Here is a 25,845-nt window from a genome sequence, read left to right on the forward strand (position 1 = left end):
GTTCCGTTCAGCGCCAGATTTCATGCCTTTCCTTCCACGCGCCGGCCAGGCACGCCTGCTCCGGCGGGTGTTTCGTCATGACTTGGTGCCGGCCCGGCAGCGTGGCACGGTGCGGGCCGGCCGCGGCGGTTGCCTACAATGTTCTGGCACAACGCGTTCAACTCGCCGACGATGCCGCGGCGGAACGCCAGCACGCACACGACGAAGATGCTCCCCATGATCACGGTGATCATGGAACCAACCTTGTCGGCCAAGGCGTTCTGGATGGCGACCACGATGCCCGCGCCCACCACCGGGCCGAAGGCCGTGCCAAGGCCGCCCAACAGCGTCATCAGCACGACTTCGCCGGAGGTGTGCCAGTGCGCGTCGGTCAGCGTGGCAAACTGGAAGACCAGGGTCTTGGTGGCCCCGGCAAGGCCGGCCAGGCCCGCCGAGAGGACGAAGGCCAGCAGCTTGTAGCGCGCGACGTCGTAGCCCAGCGAGGTGGTGCGCGCCTCGTTCTCGCGGATCGCCTTCAGGATCTGGCCGAAAGGCGAATGGATGATGCGGTGGATCAGCCAGAAGGCGAACAGGAAGATCGCCAGCACGAAGTAGTACATGCGCAGGTCCGACGCCAGGTCGATCAGGCCGAACAGCCTGCCTCGCGAAATGGCCTGCATGCCGTCCTCGCCGCCGGTGAACGGCGCCTGCAGGAACAGGAAGTAGAACATCTGTGCCAACGCAAGCGTGATCATCGCGAAGTAGATGCCCTGCCGGCGAATAGCGAGCGCCCCGACGACAAAGCCCGCGGCAGCCGAGACGGCCGTGCCGAGCAGGAGGCCGAGTTCCGGGGTCAGCCCCCAGGTCTTCATGCCGTAGCCCGATATGTAGGCCGCCGTGCCGAGGAACGCCGCATGGCCGAACGAGAGCAGGCCGGTATAGCCGAGCAGCAGGTTGAAGGCGCAGGCGAACAAGGCGAAGCACAGCACCTTCATCAGCATCACCGGATAGAGCACGGCCGGGGCCGCCAGCGCGCCCAGCAGCAGGACACCGTAGCCAAGATTTCTCATTTTCATACTCGACCTCACTTTTCCTTGCCAAACAGGCCTGCCGGCCGAACCATCAGCACGATGACCATGATCACGAAGACCACCGTGGCCGACGCCTCCGGATAAAACACCTTGGTCAGTCCTTCGACCACGCCCAGCCCCAGCCCGGCGACGATCGCGCCAAGGATGGAACCCATGCCGCCGATCACCACCACCGCGAACACGACGATGATCAGGTTCGACCCCATCAGCGGACTTAGTTGCCCCGTCGGTGCTGCCAGCACGCCGGCCAGCCCGGCCAGGCCTACGCCGAAGGCATAGGTCAGCATCACCATCACCGGCACGTTGATGCCGAAGGCTTGGGTAATGCTTGGGTTCTCGGTGGCGGCGCGCAGGTAGGCGCCGAGGCGGGTCTTCTCGATCGTGAACCAGGTCAGCAGGCACACTGTGAGCGAGGCGCCGATGACCCACGCGCGGTATTTCGGCAGGCTCATGAAGCCGAGGTTGAAGGCGCCAGCCACCTCGTCGGGAATCGAATAGGGCTGCCCCGAGACGCCGAACTGGAAGCGGAACAGGCCTTCGATAATGAGCGCCAGCCCGAAGGTGAGCAGCAGGCCGTACAGGTGGTCGAGCTTGTACAGCCACCGCAGCAGGCCGCGTTCGATGGCGATACCCGCTAGCCCGACCAGCGCCGGCGCCGCCAGCAGCGACCACCAGTAGCTGATGCCGAGATACTCCAGGCCCGCCCAGGCGACGAATGCGCCCACCATAAACAGCGCGCCGTGGGCAAAGTTGATGATGTTGAGCATGCCGAAGATCACGGCAAGCCCGAGGCTGAGAATCGCGTAGAACGAGCCGTTCACCAGCCCGAGCACGAGTTGCCCCAACAGCCCCTGTAGCGGGACTCCCAGAATCGTTGTCATGTTGTCTCCTCCGCAGCGGTCTCAGACACCCAGGAGTTCCTGGAGCAGGTGCTGCTTCTCGTGAATCTCGTGCTGGTGGATCTCCGCGGCGATTTGGCCGTGCTCCACCACGTACATGCGGTCGGCCAGCGGCGCGGCGAACCGGAAGTTCTGCTCCACCAGCACGATCGTGTAGCCCTTCGCCTTGAGGTCGCGGATGACCTGGGCGAGCTTCTGCACGATCACCGGCGCCAGTCCCTCGGAGATTTCGTCCAGCAGCAGCAACCGCGCCCCAGTGCGCAGGATGCGCGCCATCGCCAGCATTTGTTGCTCGCCGCCCGAGAGCCGCGTGCCCTGGCTATGCCGCCGCTCGTGGAGGTTGGGAAACATCGCGTAGATCTCGTCGAGGCTCATCCCGCCGCCACCCACCTGCGGCGGCAGCAGGAGGTTCTCCTCGCACGAGAGGCTGGAATAAATCGCCCGCTCTTCCGGGCAAAAGCCGACGCCGAGACGCGCGATTCGATGGGCCGGCATGCCGATTGCCTCGCGGCCGTCGATCATGACCGAGCCGGCGCGCCGCCCCGTCAGGCCCATGATCGCGCGCAGGGTGGTGGTACGGCCTGCCCCGTTGCGGCCGAGCAGGGTCACGCACTCTCCCTCGTTCACCAGCAAGTCGATGCCGTGCAGGATGTGCGATTCGCCGTAGAAGGCGTGGAGGTCGGTGACCCGCAGGTATTCCGTCGCCATGATCAATGCCCTCCCGGCGCAGCGAGCGCGGCATCGGCGCTGCCCATATAGGCCTCGATGACCTGCGGGTTGGCGGAGACTTCCGCGTATGTGCCCTCGGCCAGCACGCTGCCGCGCGCCAGCACCGTGATGGCGTCGCAGATGCCGGACACCACTTTCATGTTGTGCTCCACCATCAGGATGCTGCGATTGGCCGAGACCTTCTTGATGAGCTGCATGACGCGGTCAACGTCTTCGTGGCCCATGCCCTGCGTGGGCTCGTCGAGCAGCATCAGCTCGGGGTCGAGGGCCAGCGTGGTGGCGATTTCCAGCGCGCGCTTGCGGCCGTACGGCATCTCGGCGGTCGTCATGTCGGCGAAGTCATCCAGTCCGACGTCGGCGAGCAATGCCATGGCTCTGTCATCGAGCGATGCGAGGACTTTCGGCGAGCGCCAGAACTGGAACGACATCCCGAGCCTGCGCTGCAGCGGGATACGTACGTTCTCGAGCACGGTCAGGTGCGGAAACACCGCCGAGATCTGGAAGGAGCGCACCACGCCCCTGCGTGCGACCTGCGCCGGCTTCTCGCCCGTGATCTCGGCACCGTTGAACCGTATGGTGCCGCGCGTGGGATCCAGGAACTTGGTAAGGAGGTTGAAGCAGGTGGTCTTGCCTGCACCGTTCGGACCAATCAGCGCGTGGATGTGCCCACGCCTGACCTTGAGACTGACGTCGTTTACGGCGACAAATCCCTTGAATTCTTTCCTCAGTCCGACGGTTTCAAGAATGAGATTGCTTGCCATGGTCATTTCCGCGCCCGTTGTTGGGTCTGCTGGAGAATATGGCCGCAGCTAGATCACGTCCAATATATTATTGGTTATTCATTGACACTTTTTGTGTATATGACGGACGCGCCAGCCAGTCGGGCGCTACTTGCGAATTGTCGCGGACGTCAGGACACGAAGGCGTGTCGAAGCGCCACAAGGCGACAGAAGCGATTGGTATCTGCACCCGACTTACGCGGTAACGCCGGCGCGCGAACCGCTGGGCGTGCTCACAATCGCACCTTGGCTGTGGGACCGATCGCGTACTCTCCGCTGCTGAAACGCTGCGCGCGTTATGTGAGGGAATCTGAGGTTACCCCGCTTGATCGCCGATCGGGCGCGGACTCGAGCCCCAGGTACGAGTCACCGTAACCAGCGTCACGCCGAATCCAGCATCGAGCCAGCGCTGTGCGTCCTTCAGCACCTGCAGGTCGATGCTGTCCATGATGTGCTCCACGAATGGCGTGTCTATTTTTCCGCGAGACGGCCCAGCGTCTCCGGTACGATTGCTGCCCCCGCCAGGTAGATCAGCGTGACCACCGCGACGAAGATGCCAAGGACTACCGGAAGGTCGGCTGGTGTGCGCGCAGCGAGTGAGGCCAGGGTCGGCATCATTCCGCCGATGGCGAAGCCGATGTTCCACGAGAGTCCCGTGCCCGAGGCGCGGATGCTGGTAGGGAATCGTTCGTTCAGGAAGATCAGGATCGGCGCAAAGCCGGCGCACCCGAGCATGCTGAGGGCCGCCGCGTAGACGCCGCGGAGAACGGCGGTCGGTGCGGCCGGCATCCACTGGTAGAGCAGCGGCATCAGCACCACGCTGACCGCGCCGATCAGCAGGAAGGCGCGCTTGCGCCCGATCATCGTGCTGAGGTGGCCCGCTGCTACCGACGCCACAATCACGCCGACGCTGCTCAGCATCAGGGTCGCCGCAGCCTCCCCGGGGGACGCCTTCACCACGACCTTAGGGAAGGTCGGCAGGTAGCCGGAAGTCAGGTAGTAGGCGCTGCCGCCGCCCACGGTGAGCAGGATGTTGACCAGCAGTACGCCGCGATATTCGCGCGAGAACAGCGTGCGCAGCGGATGCGTCTGCGGCTTTGCTTGGCCGCTTGCCGCTGTTGCCGCTTTTGCCGCTTGTAACTGCTTCCACAGCGGCGACTCCTCCAGCGAATTGAAGATGACCAGCCCGAGCACCGAGCTGACGATGCCGGCGAAGAACATGCAGCGCCATCCCCAAGTCTCGAAGGCGTCGCCGGGAAAGAGGGCCGTCATCGCCATATACGTGATCGACGCCAGCAGCGCCCCAATGCCCGCGCCGCCACCGCCCACCAGCCCCGACACCGCCCCGCGCCATGACCGCGATACCGATTCCGTGCCGATGGTATGCGTCGACGCTACCACCCCACCGACGAACACCCCCTGCACCAGGCGCAGCAGGATGAACAGCGCCGGCGCAAAGAGGCCGATCTGGCCGACCGTCGGCAGTAGCCCGAATGCCGCTGTCGACAGGCCCACGCCGGTCACGGCAACCACCATCGCCCCCTTGCGGCCATGTCGGTCCGCGTAGGAGCCGAAGATGGCCGAGCCCAGCGGCCGCATGAGCAGCGTGACCGCGAATGATGCATACACCGCTGCCAGCGACAGCATCGCATGCTGGGACGGAAAGAACAGCTTGCCGATCACCGGTGCCACGAACAGCAGGATGAACAGGTCGAACAGATCGAGCGCCCATCCCATGCATGAGGCCGTCACCGCTCCCAGCACCTGCCGGTTGCTCGCAGCCGGTGACACCACGGTCCCCGAGCCGCCCGGTTTCGGCTTGTCGTTTGCCAGCATTTCCATCGTTGTCTCCTTGTTTCTTTGAACAAGCGGCTCCCCGCGATGCCCGCCAAAGGGCATCGCCGCGAGTCCTTCTTACCTTGGGGGGCGGGCAGTTCAGCCCCGCCCGCGCATACGGTCAGCTACCGCGAAATGCAGGCTTGCGCTTCTCGTGGAACGCTTCCACGCCCTCGCGAAAGTCGTCCGAGCTACGCAGGCGGCTGTAGCAGTGCCCTTCGAGCTCGATGGCGATCGACAGCGGCGCGTCTTCGGTGTCATTCAGCAGCTTCTTGGCGGTGCGCTGGGCCAGCGGCGAGAATGCACGCAGTTCGTCGGCCAGCGCGTCGGTGGCGGCTTCCAATTCGGCATCGGCCACGCAGTCCACAACGAGGCCCCAGTCGTACGCCTGCCGGCCGGCAATGCGGCGCGAGCGCATGACGATGTCCTTGGTGCGGCCGACGCCCACCATCTTCTGCAGCCGCGCGGAGCCGCCCGAGCCCGGAATCTGGCCGAGCTTCTGTTCCGGCAGCGCGTACTCGGTGGTGTGGGTGGCGATGCGGAAGTCGCACGCCAGCGAGAGTTCGAAGCCAACGCCGAAGCAGTAGCCCCGATTGGCGGCGATTACCGGCTTGCTGCAACGCGCCGGCGCCGCAATGTTCCACGCCAGCTTCGATACGTGCTCGGGCGATGCCTCCAGGAATCCCTTGATGTCGCCCCCGCTCGAGAAATGTTCACCTTGCGCGCGCAGGACGATGACGCGCACGCGGTCGTCGGCGTCTAGCGTCTCGAACACGGCGCGTATCTGGTCGCGGGCAGCCATCGAGATCACGTTGTAGGGCGGGCGGTGCAGGATGATGTCGGCCCGCTCGCGCGCAGGGTCGATCTCGACGGAAAAGCCGTCGAGGTCCTGGAGCCGCTGCTGGTCGGGATGGGTCAATGCGAAGGCTTGTGTCACGTCGTTACTCCTTGGTCGGGACGTTGGAAGAAGGGCAGGAAAGCGAGGTGTATTCGCCGGCCGACAGCTTGCGGCGCAGGATCTTGCCGACCGGTGACTTCGGGAGTTCGGCCACGAACACGTAGTCACGCGGGCGCTTGAAATTGACGAGTTCGGAGCCGCGGCAGTAGGTGTCGAGTGCCAGGGCGTCCACGCAACCGCGCGGCTTGACGAAGGCCACTACCTTCTGGCCCCAGCGGGGATCCGGCAGCCCGGCCACGGCCACCTCGTCCACGGCCGGATGCAGGGAGAGAACCGACTCGATGTCGGCGGGAGCGATGTTCTCGCCGCCGCTGATGATCATGTCGTCCACTCTGCCGGTCACGAAGAGATCGCCGTCGGCGTCGAAGTAGCCGATGTCGCCGGTGAAGTACCAACCTTCGTGCAGCGACTTTGCATTGGCGTCGTCGCGGTTCCAGTAGCCTTCGAACGCTTCATCGCCGCGCAGGTCGGCGATGATCTGACCCTCTTCGCCGGGAGCGGTCACCGCCTCAGGCGAAGTGGCGTCCAGCCGTACCACGCGCAGCCGTGTATTGAGGCCGGCGCGACCGGCGCTGCCCGGCTTGCGCCCCGCGCGCTGCTCGATGCTGAATGTGTACACCTCGGATGAACCGTAGTGATTGACGAACAACTCCGGGCGGAATGCTTGTTCGAGCCGTGACAGCAAACCGTCGCTCATCGCCGCGCCGGCGAAGCCAAGCTTGGCGACCGTGCGGACACCCATGCTGTCGAAGCCCGGGTCGGCCAGCAGGTCGTGGTACAGCGTAGGTACAAGATAAAGGCAGCTCACGCGATGGTCGGTGATGGCCTGCAGCGCCTGCGATGGGCTCCAGCGCCGCACGCAGACGAACAGGCCGTCCACCAGCGCCATGGCAAGCAGCGAGCGCACGCCCATCGTGTGGTACAGCGGCATCACGCCGAGCGTGCGCTCGCCGCGCCGATACAGGTTCTGCGCGACGTGAGCCAGGGCGGCGGCGCGCTCCTGCCGGTGGCGGCGCGGCACGCCCTTCGGGCTGCCGGTGGTGCCGGAGGTGTACAGCATCAGCGAGATGTCGTCGGCTGTTGCCAATGTGCTGTCGAGCCGGGGTGTGACGTCGAGCAGGGTGTCGAATGACAGCGAGCCGCCTGGCGCATGGTCCAGTGCGATGCAGGGTATCTCCTGCGCGGCGGAGCTCTCCAGCACGGCGTCGGCGCTGACGGGCTCGAACACCAGCGCCCGGGCGCCGGCATCGCGCACGCAATAGTCCAGCTCGTCCGGCTTGGCGCGCCAGTTCAGCGGGACGATGACCACACCGGCGAACTGGCAGGCCCAGTGCAGCGTAGCCGCCTCCCAGCGGTTCTGCAGGATGGCCAGGAGGCGATCACCGGGGCGCAGGCCGAGGTCGTGCAGGCCGGCGGCCACGCAGCGGATGCGCGCGAACCATTGCTCGTAGGTCAGCAGCAGGTCGCCGTCGACGATGGCGGGGGCGCTGGGGCTGCGCTCCACGCTTTGCAGGAAAGTGCGGCCGAGATCAAGCATCGCGGGTCTCCCCGACTGTCGCCGCTTCCACGTGGCGTGCCCGCGCCCGGCTGGCCGCGACATCAAGGACGGCGGCGACGACCGGCGTGTAGCCCGTACAGCGGCACAGGTGGCCGGACAGCATGTCGCGCACCTGCGCCTCAGTCGGCTCGGGCACCCGTTCCAGGTAGTCCACGCACGACATCAGGATGCCTGCCGTGCAGAAGCCGCATTGCAGGGCGTGGTGGCGTCGGAAGGCTTCCTGCAGGTCGCTCAGGCCTTCGCGCGGCGCGAGGCCCTCGACGGTGTCGATGGCGCGGCCGTCGGCCTGTACGGCCAGCATCAGGCAGGAGCGCGCGGCTACGCCGTCGACGCGCACCGTGCAGGCGCCGCAGACGCCGTGCTCGCAGCCGACGTGCGTGCCGGTGGCGCCGAGTTCATGACGCAGGAAGTCCGACAGCAGCTCGCGCGGAGCGCACAGGCCGCTGCGCTCGCTGCCGTTCAGGGTCAGGGTGACGCGACGGCGCTCGTCGCGCCGCATCACTGAGAGCGTGCCGGCTGGCGCGCCACGTAGGGTCTTGCTCATCTTGCCTCCTCGATTACGCGCATGCCCAATTGCCGCACCAGGTGGCGGCGGTACTGCGCGCTAACATGGGCGTCGTCCTGCGCGCCCAGCTTCCAACTGAAATCGTTGATGGCCTCGGCCAGCGCCTTGCCTTTCAGGTGTGGCCAGCTCTCCAGTACTGGCCGGTCGGCCACGCCGCCCACGGCCAGTGAGATGGCGTCGTCCGTGACGATCGCAGCGCACGCGACCAGCGCGAAGTCGCCATGCCGGGCCGAGAACTCCATGAAGCCGTAGCGCGCGCCAGGCCGCCTCAGCGGGAAGCGCACGGCTTCCACCAGTTCGTCTGGCTCGCGCGCGGTCATCAGCATTCCCTGGAAGAACCCGGCGGCCGGCAGCACGCGGCGGCGGCGCAAGGAGCGCAGCACGACCTCGCCACCGAGTGCCGTGAGCACCAGCGGCAGTTCTGCGCTGGGGTCGGCGTGCGCGACGGAGCCGCACACCGTGCCCCGGTTGCGGATCTGGAAATGGGAGATGTGCGGGAAGGCGAGCGCGAGCACCGGTACCTCGTCGGAGAGCGATGCGCGCCATTCGACGCTGCCCTGCGTCACTGCGGCGCCCACCACAAGATGGCCGTCTTCTACGCGCACGGTATTGAGGTCGGCGGTGCGAGAGATGTCGACCAGCAGTTGCGGCTGCGCGAGCCGCATATTGAGGACGGCCATCAGCGACTGGCCACCGGCCAGAATGCGGGCGTCCTCGCCGGCACGGGCCAGTGTCTCCAGCGCGTGCTGTGTGGATTCGGCGCGCAGGTAGTCGAACGCGGCGGGTTTCATCGACGAACTCCCAGGAGCGCCAGCATGCGAGCGATCCAGCCGGGACTGCGCACCGGCTTGCCGCCTGCCTGCCGGCCGAGCGATTCGAACAACTGGCGCAGCACCACTTTGGCCGCGCCTTCGAGCATGCGGCCGCCGACGGCCGCGACCTTGCCGGACACCTCGGCCTCGTAGTCGTACGCGAGACGGGTGCCGTCGCCGTGCGGGGTCAGCTCTACCATTCCGGAGCCGCGTGCGCTGCCGAGCGAGGACAGGCCGGCGCCTGCCAGCCTTAGCCGGTGCGGCGGCTCCAGGTCGAGCAGCGCGATCTCGGCTTCGTAGCGCGCCTTGATCATGCCCACGCCCACGGTTACGTCGGCGCGGTAACGGTTATCGCCGATGCGTTCGAGCGCGTGGCAGCCGGGCACGACCTGGGCCAGCGCTTTCGGGTCGAGCAGGACGGCGAAGACGGCTTCAGGTGTGGCATCGAGATCCACCGTCCCGCGTGCGCTCAGGGCCTTCGCGGCCTTGCCGCCTTTGCCGTTTGCAGGTGCTGCGTCTTTCGCCGCTTCGGCCAGTTCGGGGCGCGACGGCGGCGGATCGTCAAAGCCGATCATCGCCATCACCTTGGCGGGCGTAAGTGGCAGGCGGATGTCGCGCACGCCGAGTGCGTCCGCCACGGCGTTAGCGACGCAGGGCGGTGTGCTCATATTGTTGCCCTCGCCGAGCCCCTTGGCCCCGAGCGGCGTGAACGGGCTCGGCGTTTCCAGATGAACGATGACCGGGTCGGGCACTTCGCACGTGGTGGGCAGCAGGTAGTCGGCCAGCGTGCCGGACTGGAAGCTGCCATCGGGGCCATAGCGGAACTCCTCCATCAGCGCCGCGCCGAGTCCCTGCGCGAAGGCGCCGCGGATCTGGCCGTCGGCCAGTGCCGGATTGAGCAGCTTGCCGGCATCGTGCGCGGTGACGTAGCGGTCGATGCGCACGCGGCCGGTGGCACGGTCGATCTCCACGCCGCACAGGTCAAAGGCGAAGCCGTAGCAGGCGGACGTGTTGACGCGATCCTGTTCGTCCGGCGCGTCGAGGTTGGGCGGCGACCAGAACACGGTCTCACGCAGGCCGGGTTCCTCACCGGCAGGCAGGAGTTGCGGCGACCAGTGCGGCGCGTTGCTGGCGGCGCGGGCGAAGGGGAGTGCGGTGTCTGGCGAAGCGCTCTTGCGGGCAATGCGGCCGTTGGTGAAGACCAGTTCGGCCGGGTCGCAACGGAGGTGGGAAGCCACGATGCGCGCCAGCTTGTCGCGCACGCGCGTAGCGGCCAGGTGCACGGTTCCGGCCACGGCGCCGGCGAACCGACTGGAGTAGTTGCCTGCGGCGACGGACCACGCGTCCTTGTGGGTATCGAATTCGACGTTGACCGCCACGTCAGCGGGATCGATGCCGAGTACATCGGCCACGACCTGTGCACATACGGTCATGTGGCCCTGTCCCGCTGGCGTGGAGGCGACGGTCACTACCACGCCGCCGAGCAGGTCGACGCTGACTGTTGCGCTGGCGATAGCGCCGTTCTTTGGCCCAGCCTTGCGGCGTGCCTCGGCCGGTGTGGCGGTGGTGATGTAGCCCATGTTCGATACCGACGGCTCGACGATGGCAGCAAAGCCGATGCCGTACAGCCGGCCCTCGGCGCGCGCGGCATCGCGGCGGCGCTTCAGTTCATCGTAAGCCCCGGCTTCCAGGGCGCGTGACATCGCCAATTGGTAGTTGCCGGAATCGAGCAACGCGCCGGCCGCCGCGCGATACGGAAAGCCGTCGGCGGGCACGAAGTTACGGCGGTAGACGTCGAGCGGATCGAGGCCGAGTTCCACAGAGATTCGCTGTACCAGCCGCTCCAGCGCGAAGTACACCTGGGGCCCGCCGAAGCCTCGCACAAGGCCAGTCGGTGTCTTGTTGGTCAACACCACGCGATTGCGCACCAGCAGGTTGGGGATCGCGTAGGCGCCGGTCAGCAGGCCATGCATGCGATAGAAGGTAGCGGGCTCCGGCGCGCGCAGGTAGCCGCCGCAGTCCTCGAGCTGATCGTACGATAGTGCAACGATGCGGCCATCGGCCTCCACGGCAGCTTCCACGGTGGAGAGCCGCGCGGTGGCCGAGGTGGCGGCGCTCAGATGCTCGAGCCGGTCCTCCACCCACTTCACCGGCGCGCCGGCCTTGCGCGAGGCGAGGCACATCAGCACCACGTAGGGAAACACCGCCTGCTTGACGCCGAAGCTGCCGCCAGAGTCTCGCGGAGCGACGTGGCGCAGGCGGTTGGCGGGCACCTGCAGAGCCATCGCCATGACGGCATGCAGCGAGAATGGCCCCATGAAGTTGGAGGTGACCTGATAGCCCTCGTCGCCCGGCAAGTGTTCGGCAATTACCACGCCACACTCGATCGGTGTGCAGGTGTTGCGCGGGTAGTGGGCGGTCAGCGTCACGCGGTGCGGCGCGGCGGCGAACGCGGCCTTGGGGTCGCCGTAGCAGAAATGGCGATCGCTGGCGACGTTGCTGCCGAGGCGGGGGTGCAGCACGGGGGCGTCGCCTGCCACGGCAGCCTCGATCGAAACCACCGGTGGCAGCGCGCGGTAATCCACGCGCACGAGGTCGAGCGCATCCTCGGCCAGCGCGCGGCTTTCGGCCACGACTACGGCCACCGGTTCGCCTACGTAGCGCACGCGATCCATTGCCAGCGCCCACTGCTCCATCGGCGCCTTCACGCCCACCACGAAGGGCCGGGAGCAGGCGGGCAGGTCAGCGGCCGTCAGCACCGCGCGCACGCCCGGTGCCTTAAGTGCCGCCGCGAAGTCGATGGCGCCGAGTTCGGCGTGCGCGTGCGGCGAGCGGAGGATGGCGGCGTGCAGGGTACCGGGCCGGACGCCGAGGTCGTCGGCATAGCGGCCGCGGCCGGTCAGGATGGCGGCGTCCTCGACGCGCGCCATTGGGCGACCGACGTGGGGTGCCGGCCGAGTCTCCTGTACCGTGCCGGTCGTTTCGCCGGCATCGAATCTTTTCATTTGCGACTCCGTTTCACGCGACGGAACCGGGCCGGAAAGCGGCCAGGACCGTGCAACGTCAAACAGAGATTAGTGAGATCGAGATATAAGTACTAATATTGTTTTTTGATAAACAAAATCATTATTTCTGATAGAAGTGGCCGTCACTTTGGCCGCGACTTTGTCTCTAATAATCCATAATTTAAGTTTTTTTCCGCACTCACATGATGAATCGCATCACAGTAAATGATGACGTGATGCATCTTTATTGATACCTATCCGAAGATGGACCTCAGACAAATTCAGTACTTCATTGCGCTGTTCGAGGACGGTTCCGTCACACGGGCGGCGAAGCGGCTCAACATCGTGCAGCCGGCGCTCAGCATGCAGATCGCCCGGCTGGAAGAGGAATTTGGGCAGAAGTTATTCGAGCGTATCCCACATGGAATGGCGCCTACGGCTGCTGGCCGGATGATGTACCGCCTCTTCCTGCCCATCGTGCGCGACCTCGCGAGCGCGCGGCAGCAGATGATGCAGCGCGAGGAGCAGATGGCCGGCCGCATCGCGCTGGGCATGGTCGCCTCTGAGACAGAGAGCGTGTTGGTGGGATCGCTAGCGCGCTTCAACGTGCGCTATCCGAATGTGGAGGTATCCGTGGCGGACGGTTTCAGCGCCGCGCTGATCGATCTTGTGTCCGCCGGCCAGCTCGACGCGGCGGTGGTCCACCGGCAGCGCGGCCGGCCAGCGCTACAGGTGCAGCCATTGCATGACGAGGAGATGGTGTTGGTGACCAGTGCCGCGCATGGTCCAGAACTACCGGAATCGGTAGAGATGGCGAAGCTGCCGGGGTTGGAGTTGGTGCTACCGACCAAGCGCCATGGCCTGCGCGTGGTGCTGGATACGGCCACGCAGGCGCACGATGTCACCCTTGCGCCGAAGTTCGAGATCGACATCCTCGGCACCATCGTGCAATTCGTGCAAGCCACGCGCTTTGCTACCGTGCTGCCGCGCATCGTGGTGCAGCGGGCCGTGGAAGACGGCCGGCTACGCATGCATGCCATTGTTGCTCCGCGCATCGTGCGACACCTGGTCTGCGTCAGCCATCCGCAGCGGCCGCTGAGTACGGCCACGGAAGCGTTGATCACCATCGTGGCCGAGGAAATCCGGCGAGTTTCCGGCGGCGGCTACCCGTGAGACTCACGTCGCATGGCGTCATTCAATCGCTGGAACTCGGGATCCAATCAAGACCCCGTCCCTTCTTTCCGGAGCTGGAGCGGCAAGTGGCATCGCGCTCATGAACGCGATTAGCGGATTTGCTGGATTCTTCGCCCCGTGGCTCGTGGGCGTTGCGCGCAGCCAGTCGAGTGATTTCACGCTGGCCATTTACTGCCTTGCGGCAAGTGCGGCGATGGCTGCAATCCTGGCGGCATTATTGCCGTAGGTCGAAAGTGAATGGCACCTCTCAAGTGGCATGAGTATCGAGCCTGCATGTCCGGAGTAGAGAGTTCAGCCGACGTTCGAATGACTTGGCAAGGTTGGGGGCCGAGGACCGCAATTGTTAAGGATTGTTTGATGCCTGCCCTCGACTGCAGGACAGTGAGCGGCGGTGGCGCCTGTGGGCAGGCGTCGAACAATCCTCGGGGGAGGAAACCGCGGGATGCAGCGATGTGGTACGCCGGGCTATGGCGATTGAAGCGTTTGCTCGGTCAGCAATGCCAAGGGATGTCGCAGGAAGCGAGGCGTGAAGCGGACGAAGGCATGACGCGAGGTGGTGGCTGGACGGAACCCTTGGGACGCTGCGAGCATTTAATGAGGCGGCGCGAGACAGCGAGCACGACTGTCCGCTTTCGGCTCCGGTCTCCGAAGAGCCGACGATCGAGTTTGATGCGTAGGACGTGTTGGCTCATGCGATGACTCGGCTCGGTGGTGGTCCGCGGATACAGGCACTGCGCGGAATGACCTCAATGATGAGCATCGGTGCGCCACAATGCCGGCAGATGAAGGGCGTGGGCATCGCGAGCTCGGTGTCGTCAGGTGGAGCGGTGACTGCGGGCGCGGCATCCAAGAGCTCACGCGCCTTGGCCAGGTTGGCGCGACGCACCGGGTTGGCAAGCAGTCCATAGTGCCGAATGCGGTGGAAGCCGTGCGGCAGCACGTGCAACAGGAAGCGCCGCATGAACTCACCGGCATCCAGGGTCATGGTCTTGTAGCGGGTGCGGCCCTTGGCACGGTAATCCTTCCAGCGGAAGGTCACGCCACGCTCGTCCAGGGCAAGCAGGCGCTGGTTGGAGATCGCTACGCGGTGGGTGTAGCGCGATAGGTAAGCCAGTACCGCCTCGGGTCCTGCGAACGGGCGCTTGGCATACACGACCCATTCGGAGGTGCGGAGCGGCGCAAGCCACTGCGCAAAGGCAGCCGGATCGGCGAGCGCAGCGTAGTCGCCGAAGAACTGCAACTGACCCTGATCATGCGCAGCCTGGAGTGCCTCGAGGAAGCGGCGTCGGAACAGGCGGGAGAGCACGCGCACCGGCAAGAAGAAGCCGCGGCGGCAAGCCACCCACCGTTCGCCGTCCAGTGACAGGCCGCCGCCGGGGACGATGCCGTGCACGTGGGGATGATGGGTGAGTGCAGATCCCCAGGTGTGCAGCACCAGGGTGGCGCCAATCTGCGCGCCGAGGTGTTTCGGGTCGGCGGCGATGGTCCGCAGGGTATCGGCGGCGACATCGAACAACAGACCATAGACCACCGCCTTGTTGTACCAGGCGATGGCGCTGATGGACGCGGGCAGCGTGAACACAACGTGGTAGTACTCGACGGGGAGCAGATCCTCACTGCGCGCTTCGAGCCAGCGATGCGCAGCGCTGGCTTGACACTTGGGGCAATGCCGGTTGCGGCAGGAGTTATAGGACACCTCGAGCCTGGCGCAGCCGGAACAGCGCAGCACATGCCCTCCCAGTGCCCCGGTGCGGCACTGTTCGATGGCGGACATGACCTGCAACTGCCCAAGGCTCAAGCGGGCAGTCTGTCGCCAGGCCGGCCCGTGGAGGCGGAAGATATCCGCGACCTCGAGCACAATGAGCTCGGCGGCAGGATCTCTAGTCGGAGCGCAGGTTCTCGAGCGGGCTGACGACCTCGCGCAGCAGATCAGTCGCGACCTGGGCATAGAGCGCTGTCGTCTCCAGCTTCTTATGCCCAAGCAGGACTTGAATGACGCGGATATCGACCTTCTGTTCGAGCAGGTGGGTGGCGAAGCTGTGTCGCAGCGTATGCATGGATACGTGCTTCTCAATCTGTGCATCCTGGGCAGCGGCATGGATGGCACGATTGAGTTGCCGGGGGGTGAGCGGCTCGATGGGGTTAAGGCCCGGGAACAACCAGCCACCGTCGAGCATCTTGCCCTGGGCATGGGCGACGCGCCACCAGACGCGCAGGCGTTCGAGCAGCACGGGCGAGAGCATCGCGTAGCGGTCCTTGCGCCCCTTGCCCTGTTCGATGCGCAGGGTCATGCGTTCACTGTCGATATCGGTCACCTTCAACGCCACCACTTCGCTGGCGCGCAAGCCGGCGCCATAGGCGACCGCGAGCGCGGTCTGGTGCTTTAGGTTCCCAGCGGCCGCCAGCAGTCGGCCGACTTCGTCGGGACTGAGTACCACGGGCAGGGTGCGTGGAATTCGTACCGGTCGCATCTTGGCCATGCGTTGCGCATCGCCGAGCGTCACTTCAAAGAAGAACTTCAATCCGGTGATCGCGGCATTGAGCGAAACCGGGGAGATGCCGTGATCGACCAGATGGAGTTGATAGCGTCGTAGGTCCTCAGTGCTAGCCGTGTCGGGAGAGCGGCCGAGAAAGACCGCGAACCGGCGCACGGCGCGGATGTATTGGGTCTGGGTCTTATCCCCAAGCTTGCGCATCCGCATGTCTTCGATCATGCGCTGGCGTAGCGGGCTGATGGTAGGCGTCGCGACTGACATGGCTGTGCTCCTGTCGAGGCTCGAGGCGAATTGCCTCGGTCCTCAACATAGGAAACAGCGCTGGCGGTTGAGTCACTTCGCGCTTGGCCGGAGGGTTACCGCGCGAGCGGTTTAGTCCACTGGCCGGGAGCGGCCCAATGGTGCTCCCGGACTGAGTGTGGGAGCGGGGCTGCAAGCGCAATCTAGCCGGGTTGCAAATGCTCATGCCACGCAGCCAGCCAAGCTAGCTACAGTTCAGCGCATCGGCTGCGAAATCGCCCACAGGCCATCGAACATTGCCGCATATAGGGTGGCGAAATCGTGGCTCTGGATGATGAGGCCATAGTCTTCTCGCTTGGAGGACAGCATGACAACTTTGTCGTCGTAGACATAGGTCGTCATCGCAAGCGTGATGTGCTCGGGGGCGTATCGCAGCTCGCGCAATTGCTGATCGGCGTGCGGCCACAGAGCATCGATGTCTTGCGACGACGAGCGAAGCACGTGCAGTCGGATGCCTGCCTGCACGCGCTTGGCGATGTATTCATCCATGACCACGCTGCCGACTGACTCCAGCAACTGAGCAGCGGATAACACACCGCGCAAATGCTTCGACTGGGCCGTCAGGGTGTCCCACAGTACGGTGCGCACAGCATCCTGTCCTTCGTAGAAGCGGATCTCTGGTTTGGTGCGGGAACTGTTGTACAGCGAGCGCAGTTGCGGCATCAATTCGGCCAGCGTGCGCTGCCGCGCTTCCAGCCGTCGCATCAGTACATTGGGATCCTCCGGCACGACGAAGCGCTTGTCCTCCCGGTCCACCAGCCGCACCAATCCTTCTTCCTGGAGCCGCTCGATCACGCTGTACGCCGTGGTGCGGCCGAGGCCGGCCCGGGTGGCAACCTGGTTGACGGGGGCTTCGCCGAGCTCCAGCGATGCCATGTAGGCGTTGTACAGCTTGCCCCGGATTCCAAGCTGATGCATCGCGAGTTCTAGCTCCATGATTGTCCTTTGTTTTTGACAAACTCTATATTAACAAACAAAAAAATATTATAAATCAATGTATTATGTAGTCCCGTGTTTTCGACAACGTCGTTGACACTGACTCGGGTGCTGGCCATAATTTGCGGCATGCCAGGTGTCCGCCGCGATGCGGGCGCCACGATAGGAGACAAGACCATGACCCTCTCGCCGCCAAGGCCGGGATGACTTTCCTCGCCCGGTAGCAATCCGCCCACGCCCCTTGCCCGGATCGATGGGCCGCACCCGCACCACATCGTTGCTATTTCGCCTTCGCCTCGCGCAGGGCGTGGAGATGCTCGTCCCTGCGCACGCAGTCGACGGATTCTCCGGAATGGCACGCCCCCCATGGAATCGAAGGAGCATATCCCCTTGGAACAGAACGACAAGCTCTGGAGCCTCATCGAGCAACGACTCGAGGCCTCGCCCGACGCCACCGCCGTCATCGAGGGCGAGCGCGCCATCACCGTTTCGCAATTCCACGCGCAGTGCGGGCATGCCTTGGCATGGCTGCAGGCGCAGGGCGTGCGCCGCGGCGACCGGGTCGCGGTCTGGCTGGTGAACCGCACTGAATGGCTAGTGCTGCTGTTCGCGCTGGCGCGCCTGGGCGCCGTGCTCGTTTCGGTCAACACGCGCTATCGCAGCGAGGAGGTCAGCCACATTCTCGGCAAGAGCGGGGCCCGACTCTTGGTCTGCCAGCCGGGCTTCCGCAAGATCAACTTCGCCGAGATCCTGCGCGGCATTGCTCCCGATGCACTGCCGGCGCTAGAGGGCATCGTAGTCGTCGATGCCGGCGACGACACCTCCGACACGCTTCTCGGGCGTCCCATTGCCCGCTTTCCGAGACATGATGGCGCCGCCTCCGCGGAGACCGCGTTTGCAGCGGACAGCTCCGACTCCGGAGAGGCGGTCATCTTGTTCACGACGTCGGGCACAACCAAAGGACCCAAGCTGGTTATGCACCCGCAGCGCACGCTGGTCGACCACGCCCGCCGCTGCGCTTGTGCCTACGGGCTGGACCAGCCAGGCGCGGTCATGCTGGCGATGCTGCCGTTCTGCGGCGTATTCGGCTTGAATGGAGTGCTGGCGGCGTTCGCCGCCGGCGCGCCGGCCGTGCTGATGGACGCCTTCGACGGCGAGGCCGCTGCGGCCCTGGCGCAGCGCCATCGCGCTACCCACACGTTCGGCAGCGACGAAATGTACCAGCGCATGGCTGAGGCAGCTAAGGGCGAGCGGCCTTTTCCCGCGGCGCGGTTCTTCGGCTTTGGCGCCTTTACTTCGAGCTTTGGCGAGTACGCGCGCCACGCGTGGTCGCGAGGCATTCCGCTGGTTGGACTCTACGGCAGCAGCGAGGTGCTGGCCTTGTTCGCCGGACAGCCGCTGGAACTGCCGCTCGATGCACGCCTTGAGGGTGGCGGCCGGCCGGTGGCCGCAGCGCTGGCGAAAGTGCGCGTGCGGGACACGGAGAGCGGTGAGCTACTGCCGCCCGGGCGCTCGGGGGAGCTGGAGATTCGCGCCCCGAGCAATTTCCTGGGGTACTTCAATGACCCACAGGCCACGGCGGCCGCAGTGCTTCCGGACGGCTTCTTCCGCACGGGCGACCTTGGCCACCTGCGCGACGACGGTACCTTTGTCTACGAGACTCGCATGGGAGACGCGATACGTCTGGGCGGGTTCCTGGTCAACCCGGTCGAGATCGAGGCAGTGCTCAAGCGCTTCGACAGCGTGGCCGACGCGCAGGTCGTCGCGGTAGAGATCGAAGGCCGCACGCGCGTGGTGGCGTTCGTCGTGCCGAGTCCTGGGAGCATGCCGGTGGAGGCCGATCTCATCGCGCAGGTGGCCGCGCAGGCGGCGTCCTTCAAGGTGCCGGCGCGCATCTGGCTCGTCGACGAGTACCCGGTTACGCAGAGCTCAAACGGCGTCAAAACGCAACGCAACAAGCTGCGTGACATGGCCATCGAGCGCCTGGCGCAGGGTTGAGCGCGCCGCGTGCGCACCCACCGCAGATTCCAAGGAAACACCATGTCCCATTCCTACTACTTCGAAGACTTCGAGGTCGGCCAGGTTTTCGAAAGCACGGCCAGGACCGTCACCGAAACCGATCTGACCATGTTCTCCATGCTATCCGGTGACTGGAACCCGATTCATGCCGACGCCGAGTTCGCCGCCCAGTCCCGTTACGGCCAGCGCGTGGTGCACGGCACGCTCGGCATTGCGATGGCCACCGGGATGATGCACCAGCTCGGCATCTTCGAGCGCACCGTGGTGGCCATGATGTCGCTCGGTACCTGGCGGTTCGTCGCTCCCATGCTCGTCGGCCAGACATTGCATCTGCGCCTGGGCATCCTGGAGAAAGAGGCCGGCACGAGCCGCCGCGTCGGGCGCATCAACCGCAGCCTGCAATTGCTTGACCAGCATGGCGCGCTGGTGCAGGACGGCGTCAGCGACGTACTGGTGCTCAAGCGCAGCGCGGCCTGACGCTGGCGTGGACATGAACAACGACAACAGGAGACATCCATGCACAGCATGACCAGCTTTTTCACCGAACTGATGCGCAGGTACCTGCCCGATCCCTTCGTTTTCGCGATCGGGTTGACTATCCTCACCATGGGGCTGGCCATCGTGGTTGAGCAGCAGAGCGTGGCCACGACGATCGATAACTGGGGCGCGGGCTTCTGGAACCTGCTCGGCTTCACCACGCAGATGGCCGTTATCCTTGTCATGGGATATGTGCTGGCGCGCGCGCCGCTGGTCGACGCGCTACTGTCGGCATTGGTCAGCCAGGTACAGCGCCCGGCCACCGCGGTCGTGGTTGCCACGCTGGTCGGCGGCGTGGCCAGCTACATCAATTGGGGATTCGGGCTGGTGGTCGGCGGCATCGTTGCCAAGAAGCTCGCCCTGAAGCTGCGAGACGTACACTACCCGCTGATCATCGCCTCAGCCTACAGCGGCTTCACGCTCTACGGCATCGGCCTGTCGGCGACGATTCCTATCGTGATTTCCAGCAAGGGGCACGCGCTGGCCGACGCGATGGGTGTCATTCCGCTGCGCGAGACCATCTTCTCCGCGCCCATGCTCTTGGCTGGCCTGGCGCTGCTGATCACGCTGCCCATTCTGAACGTCATGATGCTGCCCCGCCGCGCTGACCAGGTGGTGCCGATCGATCCTGCGCTGGCGCCGGCCGAGCAGGGCGCCACTGGTGCGCCGGCAGCGGCCTCCGCAGGCGGTAAGACGCTGGCCAGCCGCCTCAACGACAGCCGTCTGCTCAGCCTGGCCATCGGTGCCGTGGCGGCGGTCTATCTCTATCGCTACTTCGCGGCCGGCAAGGCGTTCGACGTCAACATCATCAATTTCGTCATCCTGTTCGCAGGCATCGTGCTGCTCGGCACGCCCGCGCGCTATGTCGAGATGCTGAACGAGGGCATCAAGGCCGTCGGCGGCGTGATCCTCCAGTACCCATTCTATGCGGGCCTGATGGCGATCATGGCCGGCAGTGGGCTGGTTGAGAGCATCTCGCACGCCTTCGTCGACATTTCCACGCCGCACACGCTGACGCTGTGGGGCATCGTCAGCTCGTTTCTGATCAACTTCTTCGCGCCCTCGGCGGGGGGCCATTGGGTGGTGCAGGGTCCCTTCATGATCGCGGCAGCGCATTCGCTCGGCGCGCCGCTGAACCAGACGGCGATGGCTGTGATGCTGGGCAATGCCTGGAACGATCTGGTTCAGCCGTTCTGGCTGCTGCCGGCTCTGGCGCTTTCGCGTTTGCACTTGAAAGACATCATGGGCTACACCGTCGTCCACATGCTGTGGGTCGGGGCTGTGTACAGCGTTACCTTGTTGATCTGGGCGCGCCTCGGCTGAGTACAGGCTTCCTTGACGCTCCCGATCGCCCGCTTCCATGCAACCGTCGCGAGACCCACACCTTTTTCGAAACCACCATGTCTCAGATTTCCCATATCCCACCCGTCCTGCGAGAGCTTGCGTTGCCCGTGATTGCCTCGCCGATGTTCACTGTCAGCTACCCGGAACTGGTGCTGGCGCAATGCAAGGCCGGCATCGTCGGTTCGTTTCCGGCCCTCAACGCTCGCCAGCCCGAGCTGCTCGATGCCTGGCTTGGCGACATGAAGCGGGAACTGGACGCCTTCAAGGCATCCAACCCCGGTGCTACCGTCGGTCCGATCGCTGTCAACCAAATCGTTCATGCCTCCAACGTTCGGCTCGAACAGGACGTCGAGACCTGCATCAAGCATAAGGTTCCGATCCTGATCACCTCGCTGCGCGCGCCCGTGCGCGAGATCATCGATGCCGTGCACGCGTATGGCGGCATCGTGTTGCACGATGTCATCAACCTGCGCCATGCGCGCAAGGCACTGGAAGCGGGAGTCGATGGCCTCATCGTGGTGGCTGCCGGTGCGGGCGGCCATGGCGGCAAGCTATCGCCGATGGCGCTGGTAGGCGAGGTCCGGCGCATCTTCCAGGGTCCGGTCGCGCTGTCTGGCGCGATTGCGACGGGCGACGCCATCCTGGCGGCACAGGCGATGGGCGCCGATTTCGCCTACATCGGAACCCGCTTCATTGCCAGCGAGGAAGCCAATGCCAGCGATGCCTACAAGCAGGCGCTGCTGCGTGCCAGTGCGGCCGATATTGTCTACACCAATTTGTTCTCCGGCGTCCACGGCAACTATGTCCGCGAGAGCATCGAGCTGGCCGGGCTCGATCCTGACCGCCTCGACGTTGCCGACAAGAGCCTGATGAGCTTCGCGGACGGGCGCTCGAAGGCCAAGGCTTGGAAGGACATCTGGGGCGCGGGGCACGGCGTGGGACAGATCGGCGATCTGCCTCCGGTGCGCGAGATCGTTGCGCGCCTTGCGACCGAGTATCTACAGGCGAGAGCCCGCATCGCCGCACTGTAGGCACGTCGCCGCTGCTGTACAGCACGCTCGCCTCCGCCGGGGAGGCGAGCGTGCGGCGATGGAGGCCGGACTCGCCCGGACGCCAGGCGGCCGGTGCCATGCTCAGTCCGCCGAGCGTCGAGGGATACCGTCGCGCCTGGCGGTGGGCGGGCCACGCCCGGCATCCGCCGGCCGTGCCAGGGCGGATCCCCATCGATCGCTTTCCCAAGGCAATCCGTGCTCGAACTTGCCCTTGAGGAAATCGACGAAGGCGCGCAACTGGGGTGGCGTGTACCGGTTTGGCAGCGTGATGGCGTACAACGCAGCACCCGGCGAGCGGGTGAGCCGGTATTCGTTCAGCACGGTTTCCAGCCTGCCGCTGTTGAGATGTTCGGCCGCGACATAGGAGGGCAGCAGGCCGATGCCCAGCTTGGCCGCAGCCATCTCACCCAGGAAGCCATAGTCCGCGCATTCCAGATGCGGCTCGATGGAAACCCGGTGCACGTCGCCGCTGCCTTGATGCACATACTCGAGCCCCACGCGCGTGCGTACGCCAAGGCAGACATGGGAGGCTAAGTCTTCCGGCGTCGCCGGATGCCCGTGATCCGCCAGGTATTCGGGGTTGGCGCATAGCATCCATTCGACCGGCCCCAGCGCCCGCGCCACGCAGTGTTCGCCGGGCTCGTTGGTTACCCGCAAGGCCAGGTCGATATTGCCTTCCATCATATCCACCGCGCCGCCCCTGAAGGTGACGGAGAGCGATACCTTGGGATACCGGGCGCAGAACTCGGCAAACATGGCTGTCAGGTATAGGCGGCCGACGGCCGGGGGGCAGCTCACATGCAAGGGGCCGCGCACTGAAGTGCCGAAGGTGTGCAGCAGCTCATCCGCGCGCTCCACCTCGGCGCGGATGATGGTGCACTGCGCATAGAACGCCTCGCCGACCTCTGTCAGGCTCATGCGACGGGTGGTGCGCCGGATCAGCAGCGCTTCCACGTCCCGCTCCAGCTTCCGGATGCGCCGGCTCACGTTGGAACGGTCGATGCCGAGCTTGAGCGCGGCGTTCATGAAACTGCCCGATTCCACGACGGTGGCGAAGAACAGATATGCGTCGAGTTCCATGTCTGAACGGTGGATTGGTGCGCCGGGCGCAACGTGTCTGTGCGCCGGCACCAGCTTACTTGTCTGGAGGGAGGGTGCAATACTCTCCCCAAGCCCATTTTCCTGATAAAGAGGCCGGAGGAGATATGAAGCGGATCATACCCGCGCTGCTGCTGTGTGGTGCAGCCATCGCAACGAACGCGCACGCCGAATACCCCGTCAAGCCGATCACGCTGATCGTGCCATTCCCCGCGGGAGCTACGACCGACACTGTGGCCCGCGTGATCGGGCAGGCCGCTTCATCCCAGTTAGGCCAGCCCATCGTGATCGACAACAAGCCTGGCGCGGAAGGCCAGGTGGCCGCGCAGGAGGTGGCTCGCACGGCCCCGGACGGCTACCGCCTGCTGCTTGCCACCTCGGGCAACCTGTCGCTGGTACCGGTGCTGCGCAAGAAGCCGCCCTACGACGTGCTGACTGACTTCACGCCGATCGCCGATGTCGGCCGCTTTGGCTTCTTCCTGTACGTTAATCCCGCTGTGCCGGCCAACAACCTGGACGAGTTTCTCGCCTATGCCAAGGCCAACCCCGGAAAGCTGAGCTATGGCACCGGCAACAACACCGGTGTGGTCGCGTTTTCGCACTTCAAGACGCTCTCCGGCATCGACATGACCCAGGTGCCCTACAAGGGGGAGCCGCCGGCCATGCTAGACCTGATCGCCGGGCGCACGCAGGCGATGATCGGCACGACCATCGGCGCACCATACCTGCGCGAGGGCAAGCTGCGCGCGCTGGTATCGATCAATGCCCAGCGTAACAGCCTGCTTCCCGATGTGCCGACCTTGCGTGAGGCTGGCATGAAGGATCTGGAGATCATGCCCTGGGCCGGTTTGGTCGGGCCGGCAGGGATGCCGAAGGAGGTGGTCGCTCGTCTGAACCAGGCTTTCGTGGCTGCTATGAACAATGCGGACGTACGCAAGCAGATGGACCGGCTCGGCTTTCCGCTGACACCGTCCTCACCCGAAGCCTTCGGCCGGCTGATCAAGAACCAGCTCGCGGTGCATGGCCGCCTCGTGAAGGCCGCCGGGCTGCAGCCCGAGTAAAGCGCACACAGCAAAGGACAAAGGAGAGAGTCAATGGTCGCCTCGCTGCAATATGGCGAAGCCAGGATCGAGGGCGCGGAGATCGAGCGCCGCGCCGGACGGGTCGCAGGTGGCCTGATGGCACTGGGCGTGGGAGAGGATGATGTCGTGGCCATCGTGCTGCGCAACGCGCCCGCGCTGTTCGAGATCACGCTGGCCTGTAACCGGGTCGGCGCGTACCACTGCCCGGTCGACTGGCGGTTCACCGTGGATGAGCTGGGCTACATTCTGGAGGACAGCGGCGCCTGCGTGCTGTTTATGGAGGCGGACCTGGTCGAGGTACTGCGTGCCGCGGTCCCGCATGGAGTGCGCGTGGTGGCGGTCGGGCCCGAACTGCTGACCTTGCAGGCCTACGAGGTGTCGTGCGATGACGTTGACGTACCAGAAGACGTGCTCCGCTATGAGCGCTGGCGCGATGCCCAGGCAGCATACGCCGGCCCGGCGCGCCGGCCACGCGGACGTTTCGCCTACACCTCGGGCACCACCGGGCGCCCCAAGGGCGTGCGGCGCCTCGTGCAGGGCCTGCATCCGGAGCAGCCGCGCCTGCTGCGCGAAACCGTCGAGGCCGTGTTCGATTTCTCGGCCGATGCGCGCGTGTACCTGTCCGCGCCGCTGTATCACGGGGCTCCCAACCTCTACGGTGTACAGGCCATTCTGTCGACCGACCTTCTCGTGCTGGATCCCCGGTTCGATGCCGAAGGCACGCTGCGCGCCATTGAGCGACATCGCATCTCGCACCTGTACCTGGTGCCGACCATGTGCGTGCGGCTGCTGGCGCTGCCGGAACCGGTGCGCAGGCGCTACGATCTGTCGTCCGTCCGCTTCGTCGCGTGCACCGGCGCGCCCTTTGCGGTTGCCGTCAAACAGGCCATGATCGATTGGTGGGGGCCGGTGATCAATGAGTCGTACGCGTGCAGCGAGATGGGCATGGTCACCGTGATCTCGTCGGCGGATGCCATCCGCAAGCCGGGTTCGGTCGGCCGGCCGGTGAGCGAGGCCGAGGTGCGCATCTACAGCGAGGCGGGCAGCCGTCTCGGCGCGGGGGAGGTCGGCAACATCCATGTGCGCCAGCCCGCGTATGCCGACTTCACCTACCACAATCGCCCCGAGGCACGCACCGCGATGGATTGCGAGGGCCTGGCATGCGTGGGCGATATGGGCTATGTCGATACCGACGGATTTCTGTTTATCTGCGACCGTAAGAGCGACATGGTTATTTCCGGCGGCGTGAACATCTATCCGGCCGAAATCGAGAATGTTCTGTCCGGCATGCCTGGTGTGGTCGATTGCGCGGTATTCGGCGTGCCCCACGAGGAGTTCGGGGAAATGGTCGTGGCGGTCGTGCAGCCCGGAGACGGCGCGCAACTGAATCCGGAAGCGATGCGCGCGTGGCTGCGGGACCGGCTCTCCGCCTACAAGGTGCCGAAGCTCATCGAGCTGCATGCCGAACTGCCGCGCCAGGAAAGCGGAAAGATCCACAAGCACAAGCTACGCGATGCCTACTGGCAGCACACCGGGCGCCGGATCTGAGGCGGTTCCGGCGACGGAGGTGTGCTTCC

Annotated in this window: 22 protein-coding genes and 1 pseudogene; 8 read left to right on the plus strand and 15 right to left on the minus strand. The window is 65.2% G+C overall.

What is annotated here, in order from left to right:
• Nucleotides 1–20: 20 nt before the first annotated feature.
• The 11 genes and pseudogenes from K206_RS0104820 to K206_RS0104870 all read right to left on the minus strand — a co-directional run bounded on the left by K206_RS0104820 (nt 21) and on the right by K206_RS0104870 (nt 12,211).
• Nucleotides 21–1,049 (minus strand): branched-chain amino acid ABC transporter permease, encoded by a 1,029-nt coding sequence (locus tag K206_RS0104820; protein WP_020201277.1) that lies wholly within the window; start codon nt 1,047–1,049, stop codon nt 21–23.
• A 14-nt stretch (nt 1,050–1,063) separates the two neighbouring features.
• Entirely contained in the window at nt 1,064–1,951 is an 888-nt protein-coding gene (locus tag K206_RS0104825) for a branched-chain amino acid ABC transporter permease (RefSeq protein ID WP_029043245.1), read from the minus strand.
• Nucleotides 1,952–1,972: 21 nt separating this feature from the next.
• The gene (locus K206_RS0104830) at nt 1,973–2,677 is read right to left on the minus strand and encodes an ABC transporter ATP-binding protein (RefSeq protein ID WP_029043246.1); all 705 of its coding nucleotides are present in this window, start codon (nt 2,675–2,677) and stop codon (nt 1,973–1,975) included.
• A gap of 2 nt (nt 2,678–2,679) precedes the next feature.
• Entirely contained in the window at nt 2,680–3,459 is a 780-nt protein-coding gene (locus tag K206_RS0104835) for an ABC transporter ATP-binding protein (RefSeq protein ID WP_020423670.1), read from the minus strand.
• 349 nt (nt 3,460–3,808) lie between these two features.
• Nucleotides 3,809–3,925: pseudogene (locus K206_RS43595) on the minus strand (XdhC family protein); the annotation flags it as partial.
• A gap of 23 nt (nt 3,926–3,948) precedes the next feature.
• Nucleotides 3,949–5,319 carry an MFS transporter gene (locus tag K206_RS0104845; RefSeq protein ID WP_020201282.1) on the minus strand — a complete coding sequence of 457 codons (1,371 nt, stop codon included), beginning with the start codon at nt 5,317–5,319 and terminating at the stop codon, nt 3,949–3,951.
• A gap of 115 nt (nt 5,320–5,434) precedes the next feature.
• On the minus strand, nt 5,435–6,250 hold the full coding sequence (locus K206_RS0104850) for an enoyl-CoA hydratase/isomerase family protein (protein WP_052165787.1): 816 nt from the start codon (nt 6,248–6,250) through the stop codon (nt 5,435–5,437).
• A 4-nt stretch (nt 6,251–6,254) separates the two neighbouring features.
• Nucleotides 6,255–7,808, minus strand: a complete 1,554-nt coding sequence (locus K206_RS0104855) for an AMP-binding protein (protein ID WP_020201284.1) — start codon at nt 7,806–7,808, stop codon at nt 6,255–6,257.
• Nucleotides 7,801–8,373 carry a (2Fe-2S)-binding protein gene (locus tag K206_RS0104860; protein ID WP_029043247.1) on the minus strand — a complete coding sequence of 191 codons (573 nt, stop codon included), beginning with the start codon at nt 8,371–8,373 and terminating at the stop codon, nt 7,801–7,803. Before K206_RS0104860 ends, K206_RS0104855 begins: the two co-directional genes overlap by 8 nt.
• On the minus strand, nt 8,370–9,185 hold the full coding sequence (locus K206_RS0104865) for a xanthine dehydrogenase family protein subunit M (protein WP_020201286.1): 816 nt from the start codon (nt 9,183–9,185) through the stop codon (nt 8,370–8,372). The genes K206_RS0104860 and K206_RS0104865 overlap by 4 nt, the downstream gene beginning before the upstream one ends.
• On the minus strand, nt 9,182–12,211 hold the full coding sequence (locus K206_RS0104870) for a molybdopterin cofactor-binding domain-containing protein (RefSeq protein ID WP_029043248.1): 3,030 nt from the start codon (nt 12,209–12,211) through the stop codon (nt 9,182–9,184). The genes K206_RS0104865 and K206_RS0104870 overlap by 4 nt, the downstream gene beginning before the upstream one ends.
• 264 nt (nt 12,212–12,475) lie before the next feature.
• Here K206_RS0104870 and K206_RS0104875 point away from each other — a divergent pair, with 264 nt between their 5' ends.
• Together K206_RS0104875 and K206_RS42620 are read left to right on the plus strand one after the other, a co-directional pair.
• On the plus strand, nt 12,476–13,384 hold the full coding sequence (locus tag K206_RS0104875) for a LysR family transcriptional regulator (protein WP_020201288.1): 909 nt from the start codon (nt 12,476–12,478) through the stop codon (nt 13,382–13,384).
• A 100-nt stretch (nt 13,385–13,484) separates the two neighbouring features.
• Nucleotides 13,485–13,631, plus strand: coding sequence for a hypothetical protein (locus K206_RS42620; protein WP_155887946.1), 147 nt, complete (start codon nt 13,485–13,487; stop codon nt 13,629–13,631).
• 462 nt (nt 13,632–14,093) lie between these two features.
• On the opposite strand, the gene K206_RS0104880 is transcribed toward K206_RS42620, so the two are convergent.
• The 3 genes from K206_RS0104880 to K206_RS0104890 form a co-directional block, all read right to left on the minus strand.
• On the minus strand, nt 14,094–15,263 hold the full coding sequence (locus K206_RS0104880; RefSeq protein ID WP_020201289.1) for an IS91 family transposase: 1,170 nt from the start codon (nt 15,261–15,263) through the stop codon (nt 14,094–14,096).
• Nucleotides 15,264–15,285: 22 nt separating this feature from the next.
• Complete coding sequence (locus tag K206_RS0104885) at nt 15,286–16,161, minus strand: site-specific integrase (RefSeq protein ID WP_020201290.1); 876 nt, start codon at nt 16,159–16,161, stop codon at nt 15,286–15,288.
• 234 nt (nt 16,162–16,395) lie between these two features.
• Nucleotides 16,396–17,136 (minus strand): TrmB family transcriptional regulator, encoded by a 741-nt coding sequence (locus K206_RS0104890; protein WP_020201291.1) that lies wholly within the window; start codon nt 17,134–17,136, stop codon nt 16,396–16,398.
• 390 nt (nt 17,137–17,526) lie between these two features.
• Here K206_RS0104890 and K206_RS0104895 point away from each other — a divergent pair, with 390 nt between their 5' ends.
• The 4 genes from K206_RS0104895 (at nt 17,527) to K206_RS0104910 (ending at nt 22,067) form a co-directional block, all read left to right on the plus strand.
• A complete protein-coding gene (locus K206_RS0104895) occupies nt 17,527–19,134 on the plus strand; it encodes an AMP-binding protein (protein ID WP_043365495.1) in 1,608 nt (535 codons plus the stop codon).
• Between the two features lie 42 nt (nt 19,135–19,176).
• A complete protein-coding gene (locus tag K206_RS0104900; RefSeq protein ID WP_020201293.1) occupies nt 19,177–19,632 on the plus strand; it encodes a MaoC/PaaZ C-terminal domain-containing protein in 456 nt (151 codons plus the stop codon).
• Nucleotides 19,633–19,671: 39 nt separating this feature from the next.
• Nucleotides 19,672–21,015, plus strand: a complete 1,344-nt coding sequence (locus tag K206_RS0104905) for a short-chain fatty acid transporter (protein WP_020201294.1) — start codon at nt 19,672–19,674, stop codon at nt 21,013–21,015.
• Between the two features lie 77 nt (nt 21,016–21,092).
• On the plus strand, nt 21,093–22,067 hold the full coding sequence (locus K206_RS0104910; protein ID WP_029043250.1) for a nitronate monooxygenase family protein: 975 nt from the start codon (nt 21,093–21,095) through the stop codon (nt 22,065–22,067).
• A gap of 102 nt (nt 22,068–22,169) precedes the next feature.
• Here the strand turns inward: K206_RS0104910 and K206_RS0104915 are convergent, their stop codons facing one another.
• On the minus strand, nt 22,170–23,168 hold the full coding sequence (locus tag K206_RS0104915; RefSeq protein ID WP_020201296.1) for a LysR family transcriptional regulator: 999 nt from the start codon (nt 23,166–23,168) through the stop codon (nt 22,170–22,172).
• Between the two features lie 125 nt (nt 23,169–23,293).
• Between K206_RS0104915 and K206_RS0104920 the strand changes: the two genes are divergently transcribed.
• Nucleotides 23,294–24,247, plus strand: a complete 954-nt coding sequence (locus tag K206_RS0104920; protein WP_020201297.1) for a tripartite tricarboxylate transporter substrate binding protein — start codon at nt 23,294–23,296, stop codon at nt 24,245–24,247.
• A 33-nt stretch (nt 24,248–24,280) separates the two neighbouring features.
• Nucleotides 24,281–25,816, plus strand: a complete 1,536-nt coding sequence (locus K206_RS0104925) for an AMP-binding protein (protein ID WP_020201298.1) — start codon at nt 24,281–24,283, stop codon at nt 25,814–25,816.
• The last annotated feature ends 29 nt before the right edge of the window (nt 25,817–25,845 follow it).

Source organism: Cupriavidus sp. WS (assembly GCF_000395345.1).
Lineage (GTDB): Bacteria > Pseudomonadota > Gammaproteobacteria > Burkholderiales > Burkholderiaceae > Cupriavidus > Cupriavidus basilensis_B.

What these genes read in the sequence shown, in the direction of transcription:
- K206_RS0104820 (WP_020201277.1), bottom strand. Translation starts at nt 1,049, where the DNA reads ATGAGAAATCTTGGCTACGGTGTCCTGCTGCTGGGCGCGCTGGCGGCC.
- K206_RS0104825 (WP_029043245.1), bottom strand. Translation starts at nt 1,951, where the DNA reads ATGACAACGATTCTGGGAGTCCCGCTACAGGGGCTGTTGGGGCAACTC.
- K206_RS0104830 (WP_029043246.1), bottom strand. Translation starts at nt 2,677, where the DNA reads ATGGCGACGGAATACCTGCGGGTCACCGACCTCCACGCCTTCTACGGC.
- K206_RS0104835 (WP_020423670.1), bottom strand. Translation starts at nt 3,459, where the DNA reads ATGGCAAGCAATCTCATTCTTGAAACCGTCGGACTGAGGAAAGAATTC.
- K206_RS0104845 (WP_020201282.1), bottom strand. Translation starts at nt 5,319, where the DNA reads ATGGAAATGCTGGCAAACGACAAGCCGAAACCGGGCGGCTCGGGGACC.
- K206_RS0104855 (WP_020201284.1), bottom strand. Translation starts at nt 7,808, where the DNA reads ATGCTTGATCTCGGCCGCACTTTCCTGCAAAGCGTGGAGCGCAGCCCC.
- K206_RS0104860 (WP_029043247.1), bottom strand. Translation starts at nt 8,373, where the DNA reads ATGAGCAAGACCCTACGTGGCGCGCCAGCCGGCACGCTCTCAGTGATG.
- K206_RS0104865 (WP_020201286.1), bottom strand. Translation starts at nt 9,185, where the DNA reads ATGAAACCCGCCGCGTTCGACTACCTGCGCGCCGAATCCACACAGCAC.
- K206_RS0104870 (WP_029043248.1), bottom strand. Translation starts at nt 12,211, where the DNA reads ATGAAAAGATTCGATGCCGGCGAAACGACCGGCACGGTACAGGAGACT.
- K206_RS0104875 (WP_020201288.1), top strand. Translation starts at nt 12,476, where the DNA reads ATGGACCTCAGACAAATTCAGTACTTCATTGCGCTGTTCGAGGACGGT.
- K206_RS42620 (WP_155887946.1), top strand. Translation starts at nt 13,485, where the DNA reads ATGAACGCGATTAGCGGATTTGCTGGATTCTTCGCCCCGTGGCTCGTG.
- K206_RS0104885 (WP_020201290.1), bottom strand. Translation starts at nt 16,161, where the DNA reads ATGTCAGTCGCGACGCCTACCATCAGCCCGCTACGCCAGCGCATGATC.
- K206_RS0104890 (WP_020201291.1), bottom strand. Translation starts at nt 17,136, where the DNA reads ATGGAGCTAGAACTCGCGATGCATCAGCTTGGAATCCGGGGCAAGCTG.
- K206_RS0104900 (WP_020201293.1), top strand. Translation starts at nt 19,177, where the DNA reads ATGTCCCATTCCTACTACTTCGAAGACTTCGAGGTCGGCCAGGTTTTC.
- K206_RS0104905 (WP_020201294.1), top strand. Translation starts at nt 19,672, where the DNA reads ATGCACAGCATGACCAGCTTTTTCACCGAACTGATGCGCAGGTACCTG.
- K206_RS0104910 (WP_029043250.1), top strand. Translation starts at nt 21,093, where the DNA reads ATGTCTCAGATTTCCCATATCCCACCCGTCCTGCGAGAGCTTGCGTTG.
- K206_RS0104915 (WP_020201296.1), bottom strand. Translation starts at nt 23,168, where the DNA reads ATGGAACTCGACGCATATCTGTTCTTCGCCACCGTCGTGGAATCGGGC.
- K206_RS0104920 (WP_020201297.1), top strand. Translation starts at nt 23,294, where the DNA reads ATGAAGCGGATCATACCCGCGCTGCTGCTGTGTGGTGCAGCCATCGCA.
- K206_RS0104925 (WP_020201298.1), top strand. Translation starts at nt 24,281, where the DNA reads ATGGTCGCCTCGCTGCAATATGGCGAAGCCAGGATCGAGGGCGCGGAG.